General features: G+C 61.8%; 17 protein-coding genes and 1 riboswitch. Of the genes, 8 read left to right on the top strand and 9 right to left on the bottom strand.

What is annotated here, in order from left to right:
• Positions 1–98 precede the first annotated feature (98 nt).
• The gene (uvrB, locus tag ACLD1Y_RS23125; RefSeq protein WP_429480118.1) at positions 99–2,114 is read right to left on the bottom strand and encodes an excinuclease ABC subunit UvrB; all 2,016 of its coding nucleotides are present in this window, start codon (positions 2,112–2,114) and stop codon (positions 99–101) included.
• Between the two features lie 343 nt (positions 2,115–2,457).
• Between uvrB and ACLD1Y_RS23120 the strand changes: the two genes are divergently transcribed.
• Together ACLD1Y_RS23120 and ACLD1Y_RS23115 are read left to right on the top strand one after the other, a co-directional pair.
• Positions 2,458–3,654, top strand: a complete 1,197-nt coding sequence (locus ACLD1Y_RS23120; protein ID WP_429480117.1) for an amino acid aminotransferase — start codon at positions 2,458–2,460, stop codon at positions 3,652–3,654.
• 99 nt (positions 3,655–3,753) lie between these two features.
• Positions 3,754–3,963, top strand: coding sequence for a hypothetical protein (locus tag ACLD1Y_RS23115; RefSeq protein ID WP_429480116.1), 210 nt, complete (start codon positions 3,754–3,756; stop codon positions 3,961–3,963).
• A 108-nt stretch (positions 3,964–4,071) separates the two neighbouring features.
• On the opposite strand, the gene ptrR is transcribed toward ACLD1Y_RS23115, so the two are convergent.
• Positions 4,072–4,944, bottom strand: coding sequence for a putrescine utilization regulator PtrR (ptrR, locus tag ACLD1Y_RS23110; RefSeq protein ID WP_429480115.1), 873 nt, complete (start codon positions 4,942–4,944; stop codon positions 4,072–4,074).
• A 103-nt stretch (positions 4,945–5,047) separates the two neighbouring features.
• Between ptrR and ACLD1Y_RS23105 the strand changes: the two genes are divergently transcribed.
• Positions 5,048–6,430, top strand: coding sequence for an aldehyde dehydrogenase family protein (locus ACLD1Y_RS23105; protein ID WP_429480114.1), 1,383 nt, complete (start codon positions 5,048–5,050; stop codon positions 6,428–6,430).
• Positions 6,431–6,589: 159 nt separating this feature from the next.
• Here the strand turns inward: ACLD1Y_RS23105 and ACLD1Y_RS23100 are convergent, their stop codons facing one another.
• On the bottom strand, positions 6,590–7,030 hold the full coding sequence (locus tag ACLD1Y_RS23100; RefSeq protein ID WP_429480113.1) for a hypothetical protein: 441 nt from the start codon (positions 7,028–7,030) through the stop codon (positions 6,590–6,592).
• 107 nt (positions 7,031–7,137) lie between these two features.
• Positions 7,138–7,331, top strand: a riboswitch (cobalamin riboswitch).
• A 117-nt stretch (positions 7,332–7,448) separates the two neighbouring features.
• On the opposite strand from ACLD1Y_RS23100, the gene ACLD1Y_RS23095 reads away from it, so the two are divergent.
• Genes ACLD1Y_RS23095 through ACLD1Y_RS23085 form a run of 3 tightly spaced genes read left to right on the top strand, consistent with a single transcriptional unit; the run spans position 7,449 to position 10,221 of the window.
• Positions 7,449–8,459, top strand: coding sequence for an ABC transporter substrate-binding protein (locus tag ACLD1Y_RS23095; RefSeq protein ID WP_429480112.1), 1,011 nt, complete (start codon positions 7,449–7,451; stop codon positions 8,457–8,459).
• Positions 8,456–9,460, top strand: coding sequence for a FecCD family ABC transporter permease (locus ACLD1Y_RS23090; protein ID WP_429480111.1), 1,005 nt, complete (start codon positions 8,456–8,458; stop codon positions 9,458–9,460). Before ACLD1Y_RS23095 ends, ACLD1Y_RS23090 begins: the two co-directional genes overlap by 4 nt.
• Positions 9,457–10,221, top strand: a complete 765-nt coding sequence (locus ACLD1Y_RS23085; RefSeq protein ID WP_429480110.1) for an ABC transporter ATP-binding protein — start codon at positions 9,457–9,459, stop codon at positions 10,219–10,221. Before ACLD1Y_RS23090 ends, ACLD1Y_RS23085 begins: the two co-directional genes overlap by 4 nt.
• A 299-nt stretch (positions 10,222–10,520) precedes the next feature.
• Here ACLD1Y_RS23085 and ACLD1Y_RS23080 read toward each other — a convergent pair whose 3' ends face one another.
• The 5 genes from ACLD1Y_RS23080 to ACLD1Y_RS23060 all read right to left on the bottom strand — a co-directional run bounded on the left by ACLD1Y_RS23080 (position 10,521) and on the right by ACLD1Y_RS23060 (position 13,437).
• Positions 10,521–11,006, bottom strand: a complete 486-nt coding sequence (locus ACLD1Y_RS23080) for an N-acetyltransferase family protein (protein ID WP_429480109.1) — start codon at positions 11,004–11,006, stop codon at positions 10,521–10,523.
• The gene (locus ACLD1Y_RS23075; protein WP_429480108.1) at positions 11,003–11,542 is read right to left on the bottom strand and encodes a hypothetical protein; all 540 of its coding nucleotides are present in this window, start codon (positions 11,540–11,542) and stop codon (positions 11,003–11,005) included. Before ACLD1Y_RS23075 ends, ACLD1Y_RS23080 begins: the two co-directional genes overlap by 4 nt.
• 36 nt (positions 11,543–11,578) lie before the next feature.
• A complete protein-coding gene (locus tag ACLD1Y_RS23070; protein WP_429480107.1) occupies positions 11,579–12,523 on the bottom strand; it encodes an alpha/beta hydrolase in 945 nt (314 codons plus the stop codon).
• A complete protein-coding gene (gene tspO, locus ACLD1Y_RS23065) occupies positions 12,523–12,963 on the bottom strand; it encodes a tryptophan-rich sensory protein TspO (protein WP_429480106.1) in 441 nt (146 codons plus the stop codon). Before tspO ends, ACLD1Y_RS23070 begins: the two co-directional genes overlap by 1 nt.
• 222 nt (positions 12,964–13,185) lie before the next feature.
• Positions 13,186–13,437, bottom strand: a complete 252-nt coding sequence (locus ACLD1Y_RS23060) for a nucleotidyltransferase family protein (protein ID WP_429480105.1) — start codon at positions 13,435–13,437, stop codon at positions 13,186–13,188.
• A 128-nt stretch (positions 13,438–13,565) separates the two neighbouring features.
• Here ACLD1Y_RS23060 and ACLD1Y_RS23055 point away from each other — a divergent pair, with 128 nt between their 5' ends.
• Both ACLD1Y_RS23055 and ACLD1Y_RS23050 read left to right on the top strand, forming a co-directional pair.
• Positions 13,566–14,825 (top strand): hypothetical protein, encoded by a 1,260-nt coding sequence (locus tag ACLD1Y_RS23055; protein ID WP_429480104.1) that lies wholly within the window; start codon positions 13,566–13,568, stop codon positions 14,823–14,825.
• Positions 14,826–14,848: 23 nt separating this feature from the next.
• A complete protein-coding gene (locus ACLD1Y_RS23050) occupies positions 14,849–15,463 on the top strand; it encodes a hypothetical protein (protein WP_429480103.1) in 615 nt (204 codons plus the stop codon).
• Between the two features lie 155 nt (positions 15,464–15,618).
• Here ACLD1Y_RS23050 and ACLD1Y_RS23045 read toward each other — a convergent pair whose 3' ends face one another.
• Complete coding sequence (locus ACLD1Y_RS23045) at positions 15,619–15,852, bottom strand: hypothetical protein (protein ID WP_429480102.1); 234 nt, start codon at positions 15,850–15,852, stop codon at positions 15,619–15,621.
• Positions 15,853–15,877 lie beyond the last annotated feature (25 nt).

The following is a 15,877-nucleotide window of genomic DNA, read 5'->3' as shown; positions in this document are numbered from 1 at the left end:
AAGGGCCGGATTATCACAAGGGGGCATCAGCAAAAATGTAGGAGCTTGACGAGTTCACACTGCAAACAAACAGACGCCAGGCGTGGGAAGGTTCTACCTCAAACCGCCAACAACCGCTCGCGCAACTTGCCAATCTCATCGCGCGTCTGCGCCGCCGCTTCAAACTCCAGATCCCGCGCCAACTGGTACATCTTCTCTTCCAACTGACGAATACGCTTGGTGATCTCACTGGGCGAGCGCAGTTCGTTCTCGTACTTGGCGCTTTCCTCGGCGGCCTTGGCCATGCCCTTGCGCTTCTTGCTGCGCGAGCCGGGCACGGTGGCGCCTTCCATGATGTCGGCAACGTCCTTGAACACACCCTTGGGCGTAATGCCGTTGGCCAGGTTAAAGGCGATCTGTTTGTCACGACGGCGCTCGGTCTCGCCAATCGCCCGCTCCATGGAGCCGGTGATGCGGTCGGCGTAGAGGATCGCCCGGCCATTGAGGTTACGTGCGGCCCGGCCGATGGTCTGGATCAGCGAGCGCTCGGAACGCAGGAAGCCTTCCTTGTCCGCATCCAGAATCGCCACCAGCGACACTTCCGGCATGTCCAACCCTTCACGCAGCAGGTTGATGCCCACCAGCACATCAAAGGTGCCCAGGCGTAGATCGCGGATAATCTCCACGCGCTCCACGGTGTCGATGTCCGAGTGCAGGTAGCGCACACGCACGCCGTGGTCGGCCAGGTAGTCGGTGAGGTCTTCGGACATGCGCTTGGTCAGCGTGGTGACCAGCACCCGCTCCTCCAGCGCCACACGCTTGTTGATCTCGGAAAGCAAGTCATCCACCTGGGTCAACGCCGGGCGGATTTCAATTTGTGGGTCCACCAGACCGGTGGGGCGCACCAGTTGCTCGATCACACGCCCCGCATGCTCGGCCTCGTAGTTGCCTGGCGTGGCGGATACAAAGATGGTCTGCGGGCTGATGGCTTCCCATTCGTCGAAACGCATCGGCCGGTTATCCAGCGCCGACGGCAGGCGGAAACCGTATTCCACCAAGGTCTCTTTACGCGAACGGTCGCCCTTATACATCGCGCCCACTTGCGGCACGCTGACGTGGGACTCGTCGATCACCAGCAGCGCATCGTCCGGCAGGTAGTCGTACAGCGTGGGCGGCGCCGCGCCAGATTCGCGCCCCGAGAGGTAGCGCGAGTAGTTTTCGATGCCGTTGCAGTAGCCCAGTTCCAGGATCATCTCCAGGTCGAAACGGGTGCGCTGCTCCAGGCGCTGGGCTTCCACCAGCTTGTTGTTGGCACGCAGGTAGTCCAGGCGCTCGGCCAGTTCGACCTTGATGCCTTCGATGGCACCCATCAGGGTTTCGCGGGGTGTTACATAGTGGCTTTTCGGATAGAAGGTGAAGCGCGGCAGCTTGCGGATCACCTCGCCGGTCAACGGGTCGAAGGCCGACAGGCTTTCCACCTCATCATCGAACAACTCGATACGGATTGCTTCCAGGTCGGATTCGGCCGGGTAGATATCGATCACATCACCGCGCACGCGGAAGGTGGCGCGGGCGAAGTCCATGTCGTTGCGGGTGTATTGCAAGCTGGTCAGGCGGCGCAGCAGTTCGCGCTGGTCGAGTTTGTCGCCGCGATCGACGTGCAGCACCATCTTCAAATAGGTTTCCGGGCTGCCCAGGCCGTAGATGCACGACACCGTGGTGACGATGATTGCGTCCTTGCGCTCCAACAGCGCCTTGGTGGCCGACAACCGCATCTGCTCGATATGGTCGTTGATCGAGGCGTCTTTCTCGATAAAGGTGTCGGACGACGGCACGTAGGCTTCGGGCTGGTAGTAGTCGTAGTAGGAAACGAAGTACTCCACCGCGTTGTTCGGGAAGAACGACTTGAACTCGCCGTACAGCTGGGCGGCCAGAGTCTTGTTCGGCGCCAATACCAAGGTGGGGCGGTTGATCTGGGCGATCACGTTGGCGATGCTGAAGGTCTTGCCCGAACCGGTTACCCCGAGCAGGGTTTGGTGGGCCAGGCCCGCCTCGATGCCTTCGACCATCTGGCGAATGGCTTCGGGCTGATCGCCAGCGGGTTCAAAACGGGTGACGAGTTGGAAATCCGACATAACGTACCTCTTGGTGTCACCCCGGACTGTAAACCCATCGGGGACGAAAAAGACCACCGTCCGCTAAGATTCAGCGCAGGCAGTAGGAAAAAACCATGATAGCCATACAAATGGTGGCAACTGTGACGGCTTTCAAGGCAATCGTCTGACCAGCCGTCCAGAACCCAGGTTGCAATAAGACTACCGGTCAGCAAATAAACTGAAAAACTTGGCCGAAAAGCCGTTTCGGTTGTCGCCTCAAGCCGTGATGGCCTCTATACTCGTTCCCCGTTTGTGCACCGCTCTAGTGCATTCGGCTGGAGCGCGACACGTCCCTCCATTCCCCCATAGAGCTGCCGCAAAAATGAGCCTGTTCTCCGCTGTCGAAATGGCACCACGCGATCCTATCCTGGGCCTCAACGAAGCATTCAACGCCGACACACGAACCACCAAGGTCAACCTTGGCGTAGGCGTTTACTGCAACGAGGAGGGGAAGATTCCACTCTTGCGTGCCGTTGCCGAAGCGGAAGCCATTCGCGTGGCGCAACACGCCGCCCGTGGCTACCTGCCCATCGATGGCATCGCAGCGTATGACAAAGCCGTGCAAACCCTGCTGTTTGGCGCCGAGTCGCCACTGCTGTCGGCTGGCCGCGTTACCACCGTGCAAGCGGTCGGCGGCACTGGCGCACTGAAAATCGGCGCTGACTTCCTCAAGCAACTGCTGCCAGACGCCGTCGTCGCCATCAGCGACCCAAGCTGGGAAAACCACCGCGCGCTGTTTGAAACCGCCGGTTTCCCGGTGCAGAACTACCGCTACTACGACGCCGCCACCCACGATGTGAACCGTGCCGGCCTGCTCGAAGACCTCAACGCCCTGCCGCCGCAATCCATCGTTGTGTTGCACGCCTGCTGCCACAACCCGACCGGCGTCGATCTGAGCCCGGCCGACTGGCAGAACGTGCTCGACGTGGTCAAGGCCAAGAACCTGGTGCCATTCCTCGACATGGCCTACCAGGGCTTTGGCGACGGCATCCACGAAGACGCCGCCGCGGTGCGCCTGTTCGCTGAATCGGGCCTGACCTTCTTTGTGTCCAGCTCGTTCTCCAAGTCGTTCTCCCTGTACGGCGAACGTGTGGGCGCACTGTCCATCGTCGGCGAGTCCAAGGAAGAAAGCGCGCGCATCCTGTCTCAGGTCAAGCGTGTGATCCGCACCAACTACTCCAACCCGCCTACCCACGGCGCGGCGATTGTTGCTGCAGTGCTCAACAGCCCTGAGCTGCGCGCCCAGTGGGAAGCGGAACTGGCTGAAATGCGCCTGCGCATCCGTGGCATGCGTGAGCAAATGGTGTCGGAACTGGCCAAGGCCGCTCCGGGCCACGACTTCAGCTTTGTCGGGCGCCAGCGTGGGATGTTCTCCTACTCCGGCCTGAGCGTTGAGCAAGTCACCCGTCTGCGCACCGAGTTCGGCATCTACGCGCTGGATACCGGGCGTATCTGCGTGGCGGCGTTGAACCAGTCCAACATCGACGCGGTCACAAAGGCAATCGTTCAGGTGCTGTAAACCTGTAGTCATTGCACAGAAGGGGAAGCCGATGGCTTCCCCTTTTTTGTACCCAGCCCCTAGACTGAACCTTGCCCGCCCCTTTGCTGTGAGAAACCTATGAGAAACGACGACCTGGACCTGCGTGCCGACCGCGATGAGTTGGATGACTATGCGCCGCGTGCCGCGCCACCCAAGCGTCAGAAGAGCCTGGTGCTGCAAGTGGCGCTGGGGGTATTCCTCGGTGGCTTGGCGTTGTGGTTGGTGCAGTTGGGCGCGACAGCAATCATGGCAAAACTGGCCATGGGCACCCTGCAATTCGGCGGTTGATGAAGATCAAAAATGTGGGAGCGGGCTTGCTCGCGAATGCGGTGGTTCAGTCACACCTGTGTTGCCTGACACACCGCATTCGCGAGCAAGCCCGCTCCCACATTGGATTTATGGCGCTACCAGATTGCGGTCTTCCAGCAGCTTTACGAAGCTATTGAGGCTCTGCGACACCGTCCCCCGCCGCCAAATCAGCCACGTGTTCAGAATTCGGAAACTGTCCATCAACGGCCACACACTCACCGCTGCAAACCCCGGCATATTCTCCAGCATGCTGCGCGGCATCAGCGCCAACCCCGCCCCGGCACTCACGCACGCCAACATCCCGTGGTACGACTCGATCTCGAAGATCTTGCCCGGCACCGCGCCATCTTGTGAAAACCAACGTTCAAAGTGATGCCGGTACGAGCAGTTGGAGCGAAAGGTGTAGATGTTCTCGCCATTCACATCCTGCCCCCGCGTGATCGGCGCGTGATGCAGTGGCGCGATCACCACCATCTCCTCTTCAAACACCGCAACGCCTTCCAGGGTGCTGTGCAACACCGGGCCATCGACAAACGCCGCCGTCAGGCGCCCCGAGAGCACGCCTTCGATCATGGTGCCCGAAGGCCCGGTGCTCAGGTCCAGCTCAACCTTGGTGTGCTTCTGGTTATACGCCGCCAGCAACACTGGGATGCGCACCGCCGCCGTGCTTTCCAGCGAACCCAAGGCAAATGCGCCTTGGGGCTCCTCCCCGGCCACCGTGGCACGGGCTTCCTGCACCAAATCGAGGATACGCCGCGTATAGCCCAGAAAATTCCAGCCCGCTGGCGAAAGGCGCAGGCGGCTTTTCTCGCGGATAAACAATTCCACGCCCAGGTCCTGCTCCAGTTGCTTGATGCGGGTGGTCAGGTTCGACGGCACCCGATGAATCAACTGCGCGGCGGCGCTGATGCTGCCTTGCTCGGCCACGGCCTTGAAGATTTCCAGTTGCACCAGATCCACATCATTCTCCAATCGTGAATGCATTGCTTAATATTATTCAGTTTCCAGAAAAGAGCCAGCCCCGTAGTCTGAACCCAACTTAATCATTCAGCAGGACGGTGCCATGAACGCGACCACCCACGCCATTTCGACCAACCCGGCCACCGGCGAAACCGTCGGCAGCTATCCCTACGAAACCGAGGCGCAGCTCAACGCCACCCTCGATCGCGCCACCGCCGCTTTCCGCACCTGGCGCCGTCAGCCCGTGAGCCAACGCGCCGAACTGCTGCTGGCCCTGGCCGCTGCCCTGCGCGAACAAGCCGAAGACATGGCGCAGATGATCACCCTGGAAATGGGCAAACCCATCGCCCAGGCCCGCGCCGAAATCGAAAAATGCGCCGGGCTCAGCGAGTGGTACGCCGCCCACGGCCCGGCCATGCTGGCCCCCGAGCCGACCCTGGTGGACAACGGCAGCGCCCAGATCGAATACCGCCCGCTGGGCCCGATCCTCGCGGTAATGCCGTGGAACTTCCCGGTGTGGCAAGTGCTGCGTGGTGCCGTGCCGACCATGCTCGCCGGCAACACCTACGTGCTTAAACATGCTCCGAACGTGATGGGCAGCGCCTACCTGATCCAGCAAGCGTTTAAAAAGGCTGGTTTTGCCGACGGCCTGTTCGAAGTGATCAACGTGGCCAACGAAGGCGTGTCCCAGGCCATCGCCGACCCACGCATCGCTGCCGTGACCCTTACCGGCAGCGTGCGCGCCGGTGTCGCCATCGGCTCCCAGGCCGGTGCCGCACTGAAAAAATGCGTACTGGAACTGGGCGGCTCCGACCCGTTCATCGTGCTCAACGACGCCGACCTCGACGCCGCCGTGCAAGCCGCGCTGATCGGCCGCTTCCAGAACAGCGGCCAGGTCTGCGCCGCCGCCAAGCGCCTGATCATCGAAGCCGGTGTGGCCGAAGCCTTCACCGCCAAATTCCTGGAGGCCAGCCGTGCCCTGGTGATGGGCGACCCGACGTCGACCGCCACCTACATCGGCCCAATGGCTCGCTTCGACCTGCGTGACGAGCTGCATGGCCAGGTCCAGGCCACCCTGGAAGAAGGCGCCACCCTGCTGCTGGGCGGCAACAAAGTGGCAGGGGCCGGCAACTATTACGAGCCGACCGTGCTGGCCAACGTCACCGACCAAATGACCTCGTTCAAACAGGAACTGTTCGGCCCGGTAGCCTCGATCATCACTGCCCGCGATGCCGACCATGCCGTGGACTTGGCCAACGACAGCGAGTTCGGCCTCACCGCCAGCATCTTCACCACGGATGCCGCCAAGGCACGGAACATCGCCAACCGCCTGGAAACCGGCGGGATCTTCGTCAACGCGTTCAGCGTCTCCGACCCTCGGGTGGCGTTTGGTGGGATCAAGAAAAGTGGCTTTGGCCGCGAGCTGTCGCACTTTGGCGTGCGGGAGTTCTGCAATGCGCAGACCGTGTGGCTAGATCGTAAATAAGCCCACTGGTACACCACCTCCCCACTGTGGGAGGTGGCTAGTGTGGGAGCGGGCTTGCTCGCGAATGCGGTGTGTCAGTCACCTAATACATTGACTGACACTCCGCATTCGCGAGCAAGCCCGCTCCCACATTGGCTCAGCGGTGTTTTCGAAGCCCGATTACTGCGCGCTAATAAAGTGAAACTGCGCCTGGGTCTTCTCAACCGCACTGCGCACCTTATCCTTCTGCGCGTCGCTGCCCGAGTAATAGATGTCCATCCCCTTCAAATCCAGCCCTTCAAAGGCCTTGTCGGCAATCGCCACGTCCATTGAGCTGCTGGCACCCATGATCAAAAACCCGCTATCACCCTGGTTTTTGGCATTGAGCAGGTCCTGCTTGAGTTGAGCGGCATTGGCACCTCCGGCCAGGGCCGTCGCCAACGTATCGCCAAACAGGCCATGACTGGGGATTTTCACGCTGTGCAAACGCACCTTGGCGCCCGAAGGCAGCGACGCCACATGGGCGGTGGCCGCTTCGGTAAAGATCTGCTGATCGGTTTTACCCTGGGTGGCGCAACCGGCAAGTGTGGCGATCAGGCATAGGGCGACGAGAGCTTTCACTGTGTATTCCTTGTGTAGGGCTATTCCTTGGGCGTGCATCATAAAAGACACACCCGGCCAGCGATAGCGCCATCATCCAAACCTGTGCTCCCCCTCACGCCTTCAATCGACTACCATACCGCGCCGGTTCCCAAACGGGACTAATAGGGAATCCGAAGCGCGGCCACCCGCGTCAATCGGAACTGCCCCCGCAACTGTAGGTGCTGAGCCTGCTCCACACTGCCACTGAGCCTTGCTCGGGAAGGCCGGAGCCTGGCGACGACGCATCAGTCAGGAGACCTGCCGGCCCAAGCTCGATCACTAACCGGCGGGGTGTCCGGGAAGGACATCCTTGCCCTGCCCCATCGGCAGCGTTCATGGCTGTATTTCCATACCGTACCTCCCTAGCTCACTGTACGGTCCAAACGGAGATTGCCCCATGCTGCCACGCGTTACCGCCCTGCTCGCCGGCCTTGGCTTGTGTGCCCTGGCCCAGGCTGCGCCCACTCACTACCCGCTGACGGTGCAGAACTGCGGCAGCGCCGTGACCTTCCCTCAAGCACCGGCACGCAGCGTGACTATCGGCCAGGCCGCCACCGAGATGCTCTACGCCCTCGGCGTGGGCGACCACGTGGTGGGCACCTCGTTGTGGTTCAACAACGTATTGCCGCAATTCAAGGCACAGAACGACCGTATCGAGCGCCTGGCCAACAACGAGCCCAGTTTTGAAGCGGTGATCGCCAAACGCCCGCAACTGGTGGCCGCCGAGCTCGAATGGGTGGTCGGCGCCCAAGGCGTGGTGGGCACCCGCGAGCAATTCCACGAGCTGAACATCCCCACCTACCTGCTACCGTCCGACTGCGAAGGCAAGGACAACCTGGTGGGCGCCGACGGCACACGCCTGGAGCCGTTCCGCATCGAGACCATCTACAAAAGCATCAGCCAATTGGCCGAAATCTTCGACGTGCAGGCTCGCGGCCAACAACTGAACGACGAGCTCAAGGCACGCCTGGCCAAATCTGTCGCCACGGCGCAAAGCAAAGGCCTCAAACAGGCCAGCGCATTGGTATGGTTCTCCAGTTCCGAAATGGCCAGCGACCCGTACGTGGCCGGCCACAAGGGCATCCCCGAATTCATGCTGCACACCCTCGGCCTGTCCAACGTCGTGCAGTCGGATGAAGAGTGGCCTACCGTCGGCTGGGAAACCATCGCCAAGGCCAACCCGACCTTTTTGGTGATCGCACGCATGGACCGCCGCCGCTATCCCGCCGACGACCATGAAAAGAAACTCGCCTTCCTGCGCAGCGATCCAGTCACGCGCAACATGGACGCGGTAAAAAACAACCGCATCATCATCCTCGACGCCCTGGCGTTGCAGGCCAGCATCCGCATGTTCGACGGGCTTGAACAACTGGCCACGGCCATCGACGGCTACGACCTGCCCAAATGACCCGTACCCTGCTCGCCCTGGCCCTGCTGCTGCTCGCCGTACTCGCTGGCGTGGCCATCGGCGAAACCGCCATCTCGCCGCACGTGGTGCTCCAGGTACTGGCCAATAAACTGTGGGCCGCCGGTTACGTGCTGGACCCAATCGACGAAGGTGTGGTGTGGAACTACCGCCTCACCCGCGCCCTGGTCGCCGCCGCCTGCGGTGCAGGCCTTGCGACCTGCGGGGTGATCTTGCAGTCGTTGCTGCGCAACCCGCTGGCCGATCCGTACTTGCTGGGCATCAGCGCCGGCGCCTCGACCGGCGCGGTTTTGGTGGCGTTGATGGGCGTGGGTGGCGGCTTGATTTCGTTGTCGGCGGGGGCGTTTGTGGGTGCGATGGCGGCGTTTGCGTTGGTGATTTTGCTGGCGCGGGCCAGCGGTTCGTCCAGCGGCACCGGGCAAATCATCCTTGCGGGCATTGCAGGCTCGCAGTTGTTCAATGCGCTCACCGCGTTCCTCATCACCAAGTCGGCCAGTTCCGAACAGGCCCGCGGCATTATGTTCTGGCTGCTGGGCAACCTCAGCGGCGTGCGCTGGCCGTCGGTGTGGCTGGCGGTGCCGGTGGCAGTCGTGGGGTTGGCGGTGTGCCTGTGGCATCGGCGTGCGCTGGATGCGTTTACCTTTGGCACGGATTCGGCGGCGTCCCTGGGGATTCCCGTGCGCCGGGTGCAGTTCGTGTTGGTGGGCTGTGCAGCATTGGTGACGGCGGTGATGGTGTCGATTGTCGGCTCCATCGGCTTTGTAGGCCTGGTGATTCCCCACGCCGTGCGCCTGCTACTGGGCACCGGGCACTCGCGCCTGCTGCCTGCGAGTGCGCTGGGCGGTGCGTTGTTCTTGATTGCGGCGGATGTGCTATCGCGCACCCTGATCAAGGGCCAAGTGATTCCGGTGGGCGTGGTCACTGCATTGGTCGGCGCGCCGGTATTTGCGCTGATCTTGATCGGCCGCAGGAACGCACGATGAGCGTACTCAGTTGCAGTGGCCTGGGCTTCAAAGTGCGTGACGTCGAGTTACTGCGCGATATTCATCTGGACGTGCAGCTGGGTGAAACCCTCGGCATCGTCGGGCCCAACGGCTCCGGCAAATCCACCCTACTCAAACTGCTGGCCGGGCTGCGCGCCCCCGCGTGTGGTGAAGTGCTGCTGGGCGGCCAACGCCTGGGGCAACTGTCGCGCCGCGCCATCGCGCAACAACTGGCCGTGGTGGAACAACAGGCCGACACCGACGACGCCATCCGCGTGTTCGACGCCGTGGCCCTGGGCCGCACCCCGTGGTTATCGGCGTTGAGCCCCTGGTCCGCCGCCGACGACGCCATCGTGCGCCAGGCCCTGCACGATGTGGACGCCACCCACCTGAGCCAGCGGGCCTGGCGCAGCCTCTCGGGTGGCGAGCGCCAACGCGTGCACATCGCCCGCGCCCTGGCGCAACGGCCGCAGATTTTGTTGTTGGATGAGCCGACCAATCATCTGGATATCCAGCATCAGCTCGGCATTTTGAAAGGGGTTCAAAGGCTGCCCGTGACCACGCTGATCGCGTTGCATGACCTGAACCAGGCACTGACCTGTGATCGCTTGGCAGTGCTGGATCACGGTCGATTGGTCGCGCTGGGCAAGCCCTTGGAAGTACTCACGCCGCAGCGGTTGCAAGCGACGTTCGGGGTGCAGGCGCATTACCTGACAGACCCGTTTGACGGCGCGCAGATCCTGCGGTTGCGCTCGAACTGAACGAGCACGATTACAAGAACACACGGGAACAAATGTGGGAGCGGGCTTGCTCGCGAAGGCGTCGTGTCAGCCACTGAATAGTTGACTGACCCACCGCATTCGCGAGCAAGCCCGCTCCCACATTTTGATCTGCGGTGACTTCGAATCTACAAACGCCGCTGCATATGGGTTGTCTGCCACACCGGGTCCTCTTCCACATCCACCANCCCCCCCCCCCCCCCCCCCCCCCCCCCCCCCCCCCCCCCCCCCCCCCCCCCCCCCCCCCCGCTCCCACATTTTGATCTGCGGTGACTTCGAATCTACAAACGCCGCTGCATATGGGTTGTCTGCCACACCGGGTCCTCTTCCACATCCACCACCTCAAACCCCTGCCTCACCCAAAAATCAATCGCCCCCGGCAAAAACGGATGGGTATGCAGGTACATCACCTCTACCCCATCCACCTGCGCCATGGCTTCCAATGCGCGGTACAACTCACCCGCCAAACCAAAGCGACGAAACGCCGGCAGCACAAACAGGCGCACCACCTCCACCGTCTTGCGGCCTTGGTAATTGAGCTGGGAGAAACGCTGGTCATAGGGCAAGTAACCGATAGCCGCGACGATTTGGCCGTCATTTCGAGCGACCAAGAATCGCCCATCGCCCTTAAGGTACGTGGCCTCAAATTGCGCGAGATCATCCGGCATGCCAGCGGCACTGAGCTTGGGAAACAACTCGGCGCGGGCCTGCAGGACAAAGTCCAGCACCTCAGGGATATCAACCGCCACAACCGGCTGGATAATCACTGACGCAACTCACACACCGCACTGCCCTTCATCCCCGACGCATGCACGCTCACATGACGCACCGTAAAGCCGGGGTCCTCTAGCAGTTGCTTCTCCTGCCAGGTGCCGGCGTTTTCGACCTGATAGCCGATAGCGCCATCCGCTTGCCAGGTCAGGCGCAGGGTATACACCCCGTTCTGGTCAGGCGCGTTGAAAATGAGGGAATCGATGACCGGCTGCGCCTTGTTGAAGGTGCGCATTTTGAATAAACGTTTGTCACTGTCGGCAAGGGTATAGCTGGACAGAAACAACGTGTCGTCCTCCGCCTTGTCCTCGGCGGCCGCCAGGATCACCGACGGCATCCACTTCTCGCCACGGTCCTGGTTGTCGGTGGTGACCTTGCACGTCAACTGGCCGTTGCCAGTGACATCCTGGCGAAACGCGGTCTCGAAGTAGCCGTAGGGCACGTCGAAGTGCAGTGTCTTTTCGGTGACTTGTTCACAACCGGCCAGCAGGTAGAGCGCTGATAGACCGATGAATCCTTGAAGAACCTTCACGTGCTTTCCTTGGCTTTAACGTTGGGAGGCGAGAGGTTACTCCGGTGCCTGAAGATTGAGAACTGCGCCATGCAGTTGTTGGGTTATCCACCTGCGGCCATAAACCAACACGGCCTGCCCCACCTCCACCGGAAAATGAATAAACCCATGCGCCGCCTCCGGCACCAGATGCACCTGCGCCCCAGGCCAACGCTCGCCGACCAGCAGCGTGTCGTCCTTGAGCGGGTCCAATTCGCCCACAAACATCAACGCGGGCGGCAGCCCGGTGAAGTCGCCATACAGCGGCGACAACGGCGGTTGCCGACGCTCGTCGTCGCTCATGCCCGGCGTGAGCAGGCGCAGCGCTTCAACCATGCCTGGCCCGTCCAGCAACAACGTGTCCGGCCCGGCGGCGCGTACGCTGGGCGTGCCAGTCAGGTCGTAGACGCCGTAATACAACAGCGCGCCGCTGACACGCGCGAGCAGCTCCGGCCATTGCTTCAACGCCAGCAACGTCGCCGCCGCAAGGTGCCCACCGGCGGATTCGCCGACGATGATCACCGGCAGCCCCGCAAACTCCTCGGCGTTCAGCAACCAACGCGCGGCGGTGAGGCAATCGTCCATCAAGCCCTCGACCGGCGTGTCGACCGCCAGCCGATAATCCACCGACACCACCGCTACGTCGCAGGCGTTGACCATGCCCAGGTTGAGGTCGTCGTCCATCTGCGCATTGCCGATCACCCAGCCGCCGCCGTGGATATCCAGCACCACGCCCTTGGGTTTACCACTGGGGCGCAGGATGCGCACGGGGACCGAGCCTGCTCGGGTGCTTTGTGCGAGGGGCGCTTTCTTGAGGGTTTGACTGACCCGCAACAACCCCTGGATCAAACGCGGCGTCACGCGATTGCGGATTTTGAAACGCGGCATCCACGCCAACTTCTTGTTGAAGCGGCGCATCTCGGCCAGTTCGGGCTCGCTGGCGGGCCAGGGTTGGCAGGCCATCAGCGGTTATTCCGCAGGATCGAGAAATTCAACGCCGCCGCCACGCACAGCCACGCCAGGTACGGGAACAGGATCAACCCGGTGATCAAGTCCAGACGCACCGCCAACACCACCATCGCGGCGACGGTGAGCCACAGCACCGCGAGAATGATCATCCCCGCCAGGATGCGATGGGCGCCGAAGAACACCGGTGTCCACAACGTGTTCAAGGCAATCTGCGCAGCCCACAGCGCCAGTACGGCCTGGCTGTCGGGGATCAGGCTCAGGCGGTAACCGGCCCAGGCCAGCAGCAGGTAGATGATTGTCCAGGCCACCGGGAACAACCAATTGGGCGGAGTGAAGCTGGGTTTGACGAGGGATTCATACCAGGCGCCGGGCTTGAAGAGGATGCCGGTGCTGGCAGCGGCGGCGCAGGCGAGCAGGAAGATGAAGAAGGTCATGGTCGGTCCTTGGCTGGGTGTTTTAGCTTGGAGGTGGGGCAGGTAGGTAAAAGTTCACTGCCGATCCGGCCGCCGCCATCGCAGGCAAGCCAGCTCCCACATTTGACCGCGTATCACCTGAAGGAATGCGCTCAAATGTGGGAGCTGTCGAGCTTTAGCGAGGCTGCGAAGGGATCGCCGCGCATCCACTGCCAAGCAGCCGTACCCGCATCGCCACCCATGCTAGCCAGCCTCAATAATCCTCAACCATGGCCAGCGCGCCTGATAACTCCGGGCCTTTTGCTCAAACAACGCCCGCTCCGGATGCAGCGGGTTGATCCGCAACACACCCTGCTCCACATCCTCCAACCCATACGGCGCATACACCTCGCCCGTCGCCACTTCCACCCCCAAGGCCGGCAGGCGCGCAGTGATCTCGGCATTGATGGGGTTGGCCATGGCCAGTTCAAGCAAGCTGTCGACGGTCAATGTCATGGGCGCTCCTTGGGTCTCGGTCGGGCTAGCCTAAGAGCGCAACCGGCAGCACGCAACTGGAGCCCGACGCCGTGTTTCTGGATAATGCCTGCGCCGCACCCCGCCATTGGATAAGGAAGTCTAACCCCATGAAGTTGCCGTTCCCCGCCGCCCTGCTCGCCTGCGCCCTGTGCGCACCGGCCATCACCCACGCCAATGACGCCGCCCTGACCGACACACTCAAGGCCTTCACCCAGTGCGATGCCGGTTTTTTCGACAGCCTCAACACCCACCGCGACACCTGGAAGGCCTACGCACCGCTCAAGCAAGACAAATCCAGCACCTGGATCGCGGTAAAAAACCGTAGCGAGCACGAAGCCAACACAGTGCCAGTCAGCCCTCCGTCGATTGCCGGGTTGAAGCTGCTGTCGTACTTCGACGAAAGCAGCGACCTCGGCCAACTGGGCCACTACTATTACTGGGGTTTTATCGTTGAAGGCGGCATTGATGAGGTGGCCAAACACCTCGCCCCGCTGATGGCGCAACCGGCCACGCTACAGAATCTGGGCCGCATGTATGTACGCAGTGAACTCAAAATGGGCGATAGCTGGCAGTTGATCGTGCCCAAGCCTGGCACCGCGCCAGGCACCAAAAATGTCGAGCGCGTATTGCTGGTGGAGCCCGAAGGCAAACAGGGCACGCAATCGCGGATCAGTTGCTCGCTGCAAGGTGCCGTGAATGCCGCGATGCTGGTGCAACTGCGGCCCGACATTGCCCCGGCCGACTACCCCACCCAACGGCCCGATATCGCCATCGACAGCATCCCCGTGCCGCCCGCCGTGCTGGCCCAGCTCAACGCGCCGCTGCTGCAACCCAAGTTCAAGACCTTGAGCTACACCTACATCGACAAAAACAGCCCAGCCGGCAAAGCCCGCCCGGTCACGGTCGAGTACACCGCTGAAGGTGGCCTGCTCAAAAGCAACGAGATCTACAGCAACACCTTCCACGTCGAGCGCCTGACCCTGGCCGACCTGATCCAGGCCAAAGCCAAGATGCACGGCATTGGCGATGAAAGCGTCACCCTTACCCAGCAGGCGCAGGTCAGCCTGCCGCAAAACTGGAACCCCGGCCAAACCCTCAGCGCCCGGCGGAGCCTGGTCAATGTGCCCGCCAAGGCCAACGGCAAAACCCAAGAGACCGTCATGAACTGCACGGTTGGCCAGCGCTTCCCCGCCAAACAGGTATTTGCCGAACTGACCGGTGACGCGATTCAACTGCAATGCGACCAGGGCCATTACAAAACCACTCGCGCGTTTATCGAGGATTTGGGGATTGCACTGACGCTGGACTCGGTGTCTGACTCCGCGCCGTCGGTGTACGAATACACCGCGCTGGACGTAGTGCGTTAATACCCACGATCAAGGACATGACCATGCCACTGCAAAAACTCGCCTGCACCCTCGCCCTCGCCACCGCCGCCCTGTTGCTCACGGCCTGTAGCGAAAAACCTTCAGACGCCGACATCCAAGCCGCGCTGCAACCCCGGCTGGAAGGCGCCTCGTGCGTCAGCGCCCCCATGTTCAAGGACTTTCCCGTCACCCTGAGCAACAGCTTCAGCAGCGGCACCTCCAGCGCCAACGCCCCCGCCTTCGACGCCCTGGTGGACGCCGGCCTTTTGGCCAAAAACGACAACACCTACACCCTCACCGAACCCGGCCGCGCCGCCCACGTGCCCGCAAGCAGCGGGTTCTGCTACGCCCAGGGCTATGAAGTCGCCAAGGTGCAAAACACCGAGGTCAACACCCAGCAAATGGGCCCTGCCGTGGAAAAATCCTGGCTGGTGACCGTCGACATCCGCCAAAAACCCATCGCCGCCTGGGCCAAAACCCCGGCGATTGAAAAATTGGCGCGTCATGCAGAAAACCTTTCCGAAGCGCCAAAGACCTACCACGTGACCGTGGGGCGCATTAAGGGTGAGGCAGGGTTGAAGCTGATTGATCCACGGTTTTCGATCATGCGCGGGGTGAGCGTAAACCAAGCCTTCTAACCCCCGACGACCACTACCCCTGTGGCGAGGGAGCTTGCTCCCGCTGGGCCGCGAAGCGGCCCCCGGCTTTTTACCTGACACACCGTGGTGCAGGTTTTGGGGCTGCTGCGCAGCCCAGCGGGAGCAAGCTCCCTCGCCACGAATGGGCCGCGTAACTAGCCATTCAGCTCACCGGCCCGATGACTCGCCGCATCGTCATACGCCACATACAACGACTCGGCGATCTGACTCTTGATCGCCTTGGACGCCTCCAACCCCAACACAAACCCCTCAGCCTTACCGCCCGCGCGGTTCAGGTCTTCGTGGGTGGATGCGCCGGTGATGGCGTCCAGCAATTTGGTAGCGTGAGGGCCTACGCCTTTGGGCAGGCTGATTTGGTCGATGGACATGGCGATACCTTTTAGGAAAATGATC

The sequence above is a fragment of the Pseudomonas sp. 18175 genome (assembly GCF_050432925.1).
Taxonomy (GTDB): Bacteria; Pseudomonadota; Gammaproteobacteria; order Pseudomonadales; family Pseudomonadaceae; genus Aquipseudomonas.
The sequence above is the reverse complement of the archived record's forward strand: the minus strand, read 5'-3'. Positions and strand labels throughout refer to the sequence as shown.

Bases quoted from the DNA above. Each gene is read 5' to 3' on its own strand.
- ACLD1Y_RS23060 (WP_429480105.1), bottom strand. From the start codon at position 13,437: ATGACATTGACCGTCGACAGCTTGCTTGAACTGGCCATGGCCAACCCC.
- ACLD1Y_RS23115 (WP_429480116.1), top strand. From the start codon at position 3,754: ATGAGAAACGACGACCTGGACCTGCGTGCCGACCGCGATGAGTTGGAT.
- ACLD1Y_RS23085 (WP_429480110.1), top strand. From the start codon at position 9,457: ATGAGCGTACTCAGTTGCAGTGGCCTGGGCTTCAAAGTGCGTGACGTC.
- tspO (WP_429480106.1), bottom strand. From the start codon at position 12,963: ATGACCTTCTTCATCTTCCTGCTCGCCTGCGCCGCCGCTGCCAGCACC.
- ACLD1Y_RS23120 (WP_429480117.1), top strand. From the start codon at position 2,458: ATGAGCCTGTTCTCCGCTGTCGAAATGGCACCACGCGATCCTATCCTG.
- ACLD1Y_RS23095 (WP_429480112.1), top strand. From the start codon at position 7,449: ATGCTGCCACGCGTTACCGCCCTGCTCGCCGGCCTTGGCTTGTGTGCC.
- uvrB (WP_429480118.1), bottom strand. From the start codon at position 2,114: ATGTCGGATTTCCAACTCGTCACCCGTTTTGAACCCGCTGGCGATCAG.
- ACLD1Y_RS23055 (WP_429480104.1), top strand. From the start codon at position 13,566: ATGAAGTTGCCGTTCCCCGCCGCCCTGCTCGCCTGCGCCCTGTGCGCA.
- ACLD1Y_RS23105 (WP_429480114.1), top strand. From the start codon at position 5,048: ATGAACGCGACCACCCACGCCATTTCGACCAACCCGGCCACCGGCGAA.
- ACLD1Y_RS23050 (WP_429480103.1), top strand. From the start codon at position 14,849: ATGCCACTGCAAAAACTCGCCTGCACCCTCGCCCTCGCCACCGCCGCC.
- ACLD1Y_RS23090 (WP_429480111.1), top strand. From the start codon at position 8,456: ATGACCCGTACCCTGCTCGCCCTGGCCCTGCTGCTGCTCGCCGTACTC.
- ACLD1Y_RS23045 (WP_429480102.1), bottom strand. From the start codon at position 15,852: ATGTCCATCGACCAAATCAGCCTGCCCAAAGGCGTAGGCCCTCACGCT.
- ACLD1Y_RS23070 (WP_429480107.1), bottom strand. From the start codon at position 12,523: ATGGCCTGCCAACCCTGGCCCGCCAGCGAGCCCGAACTGGCCGAGATG.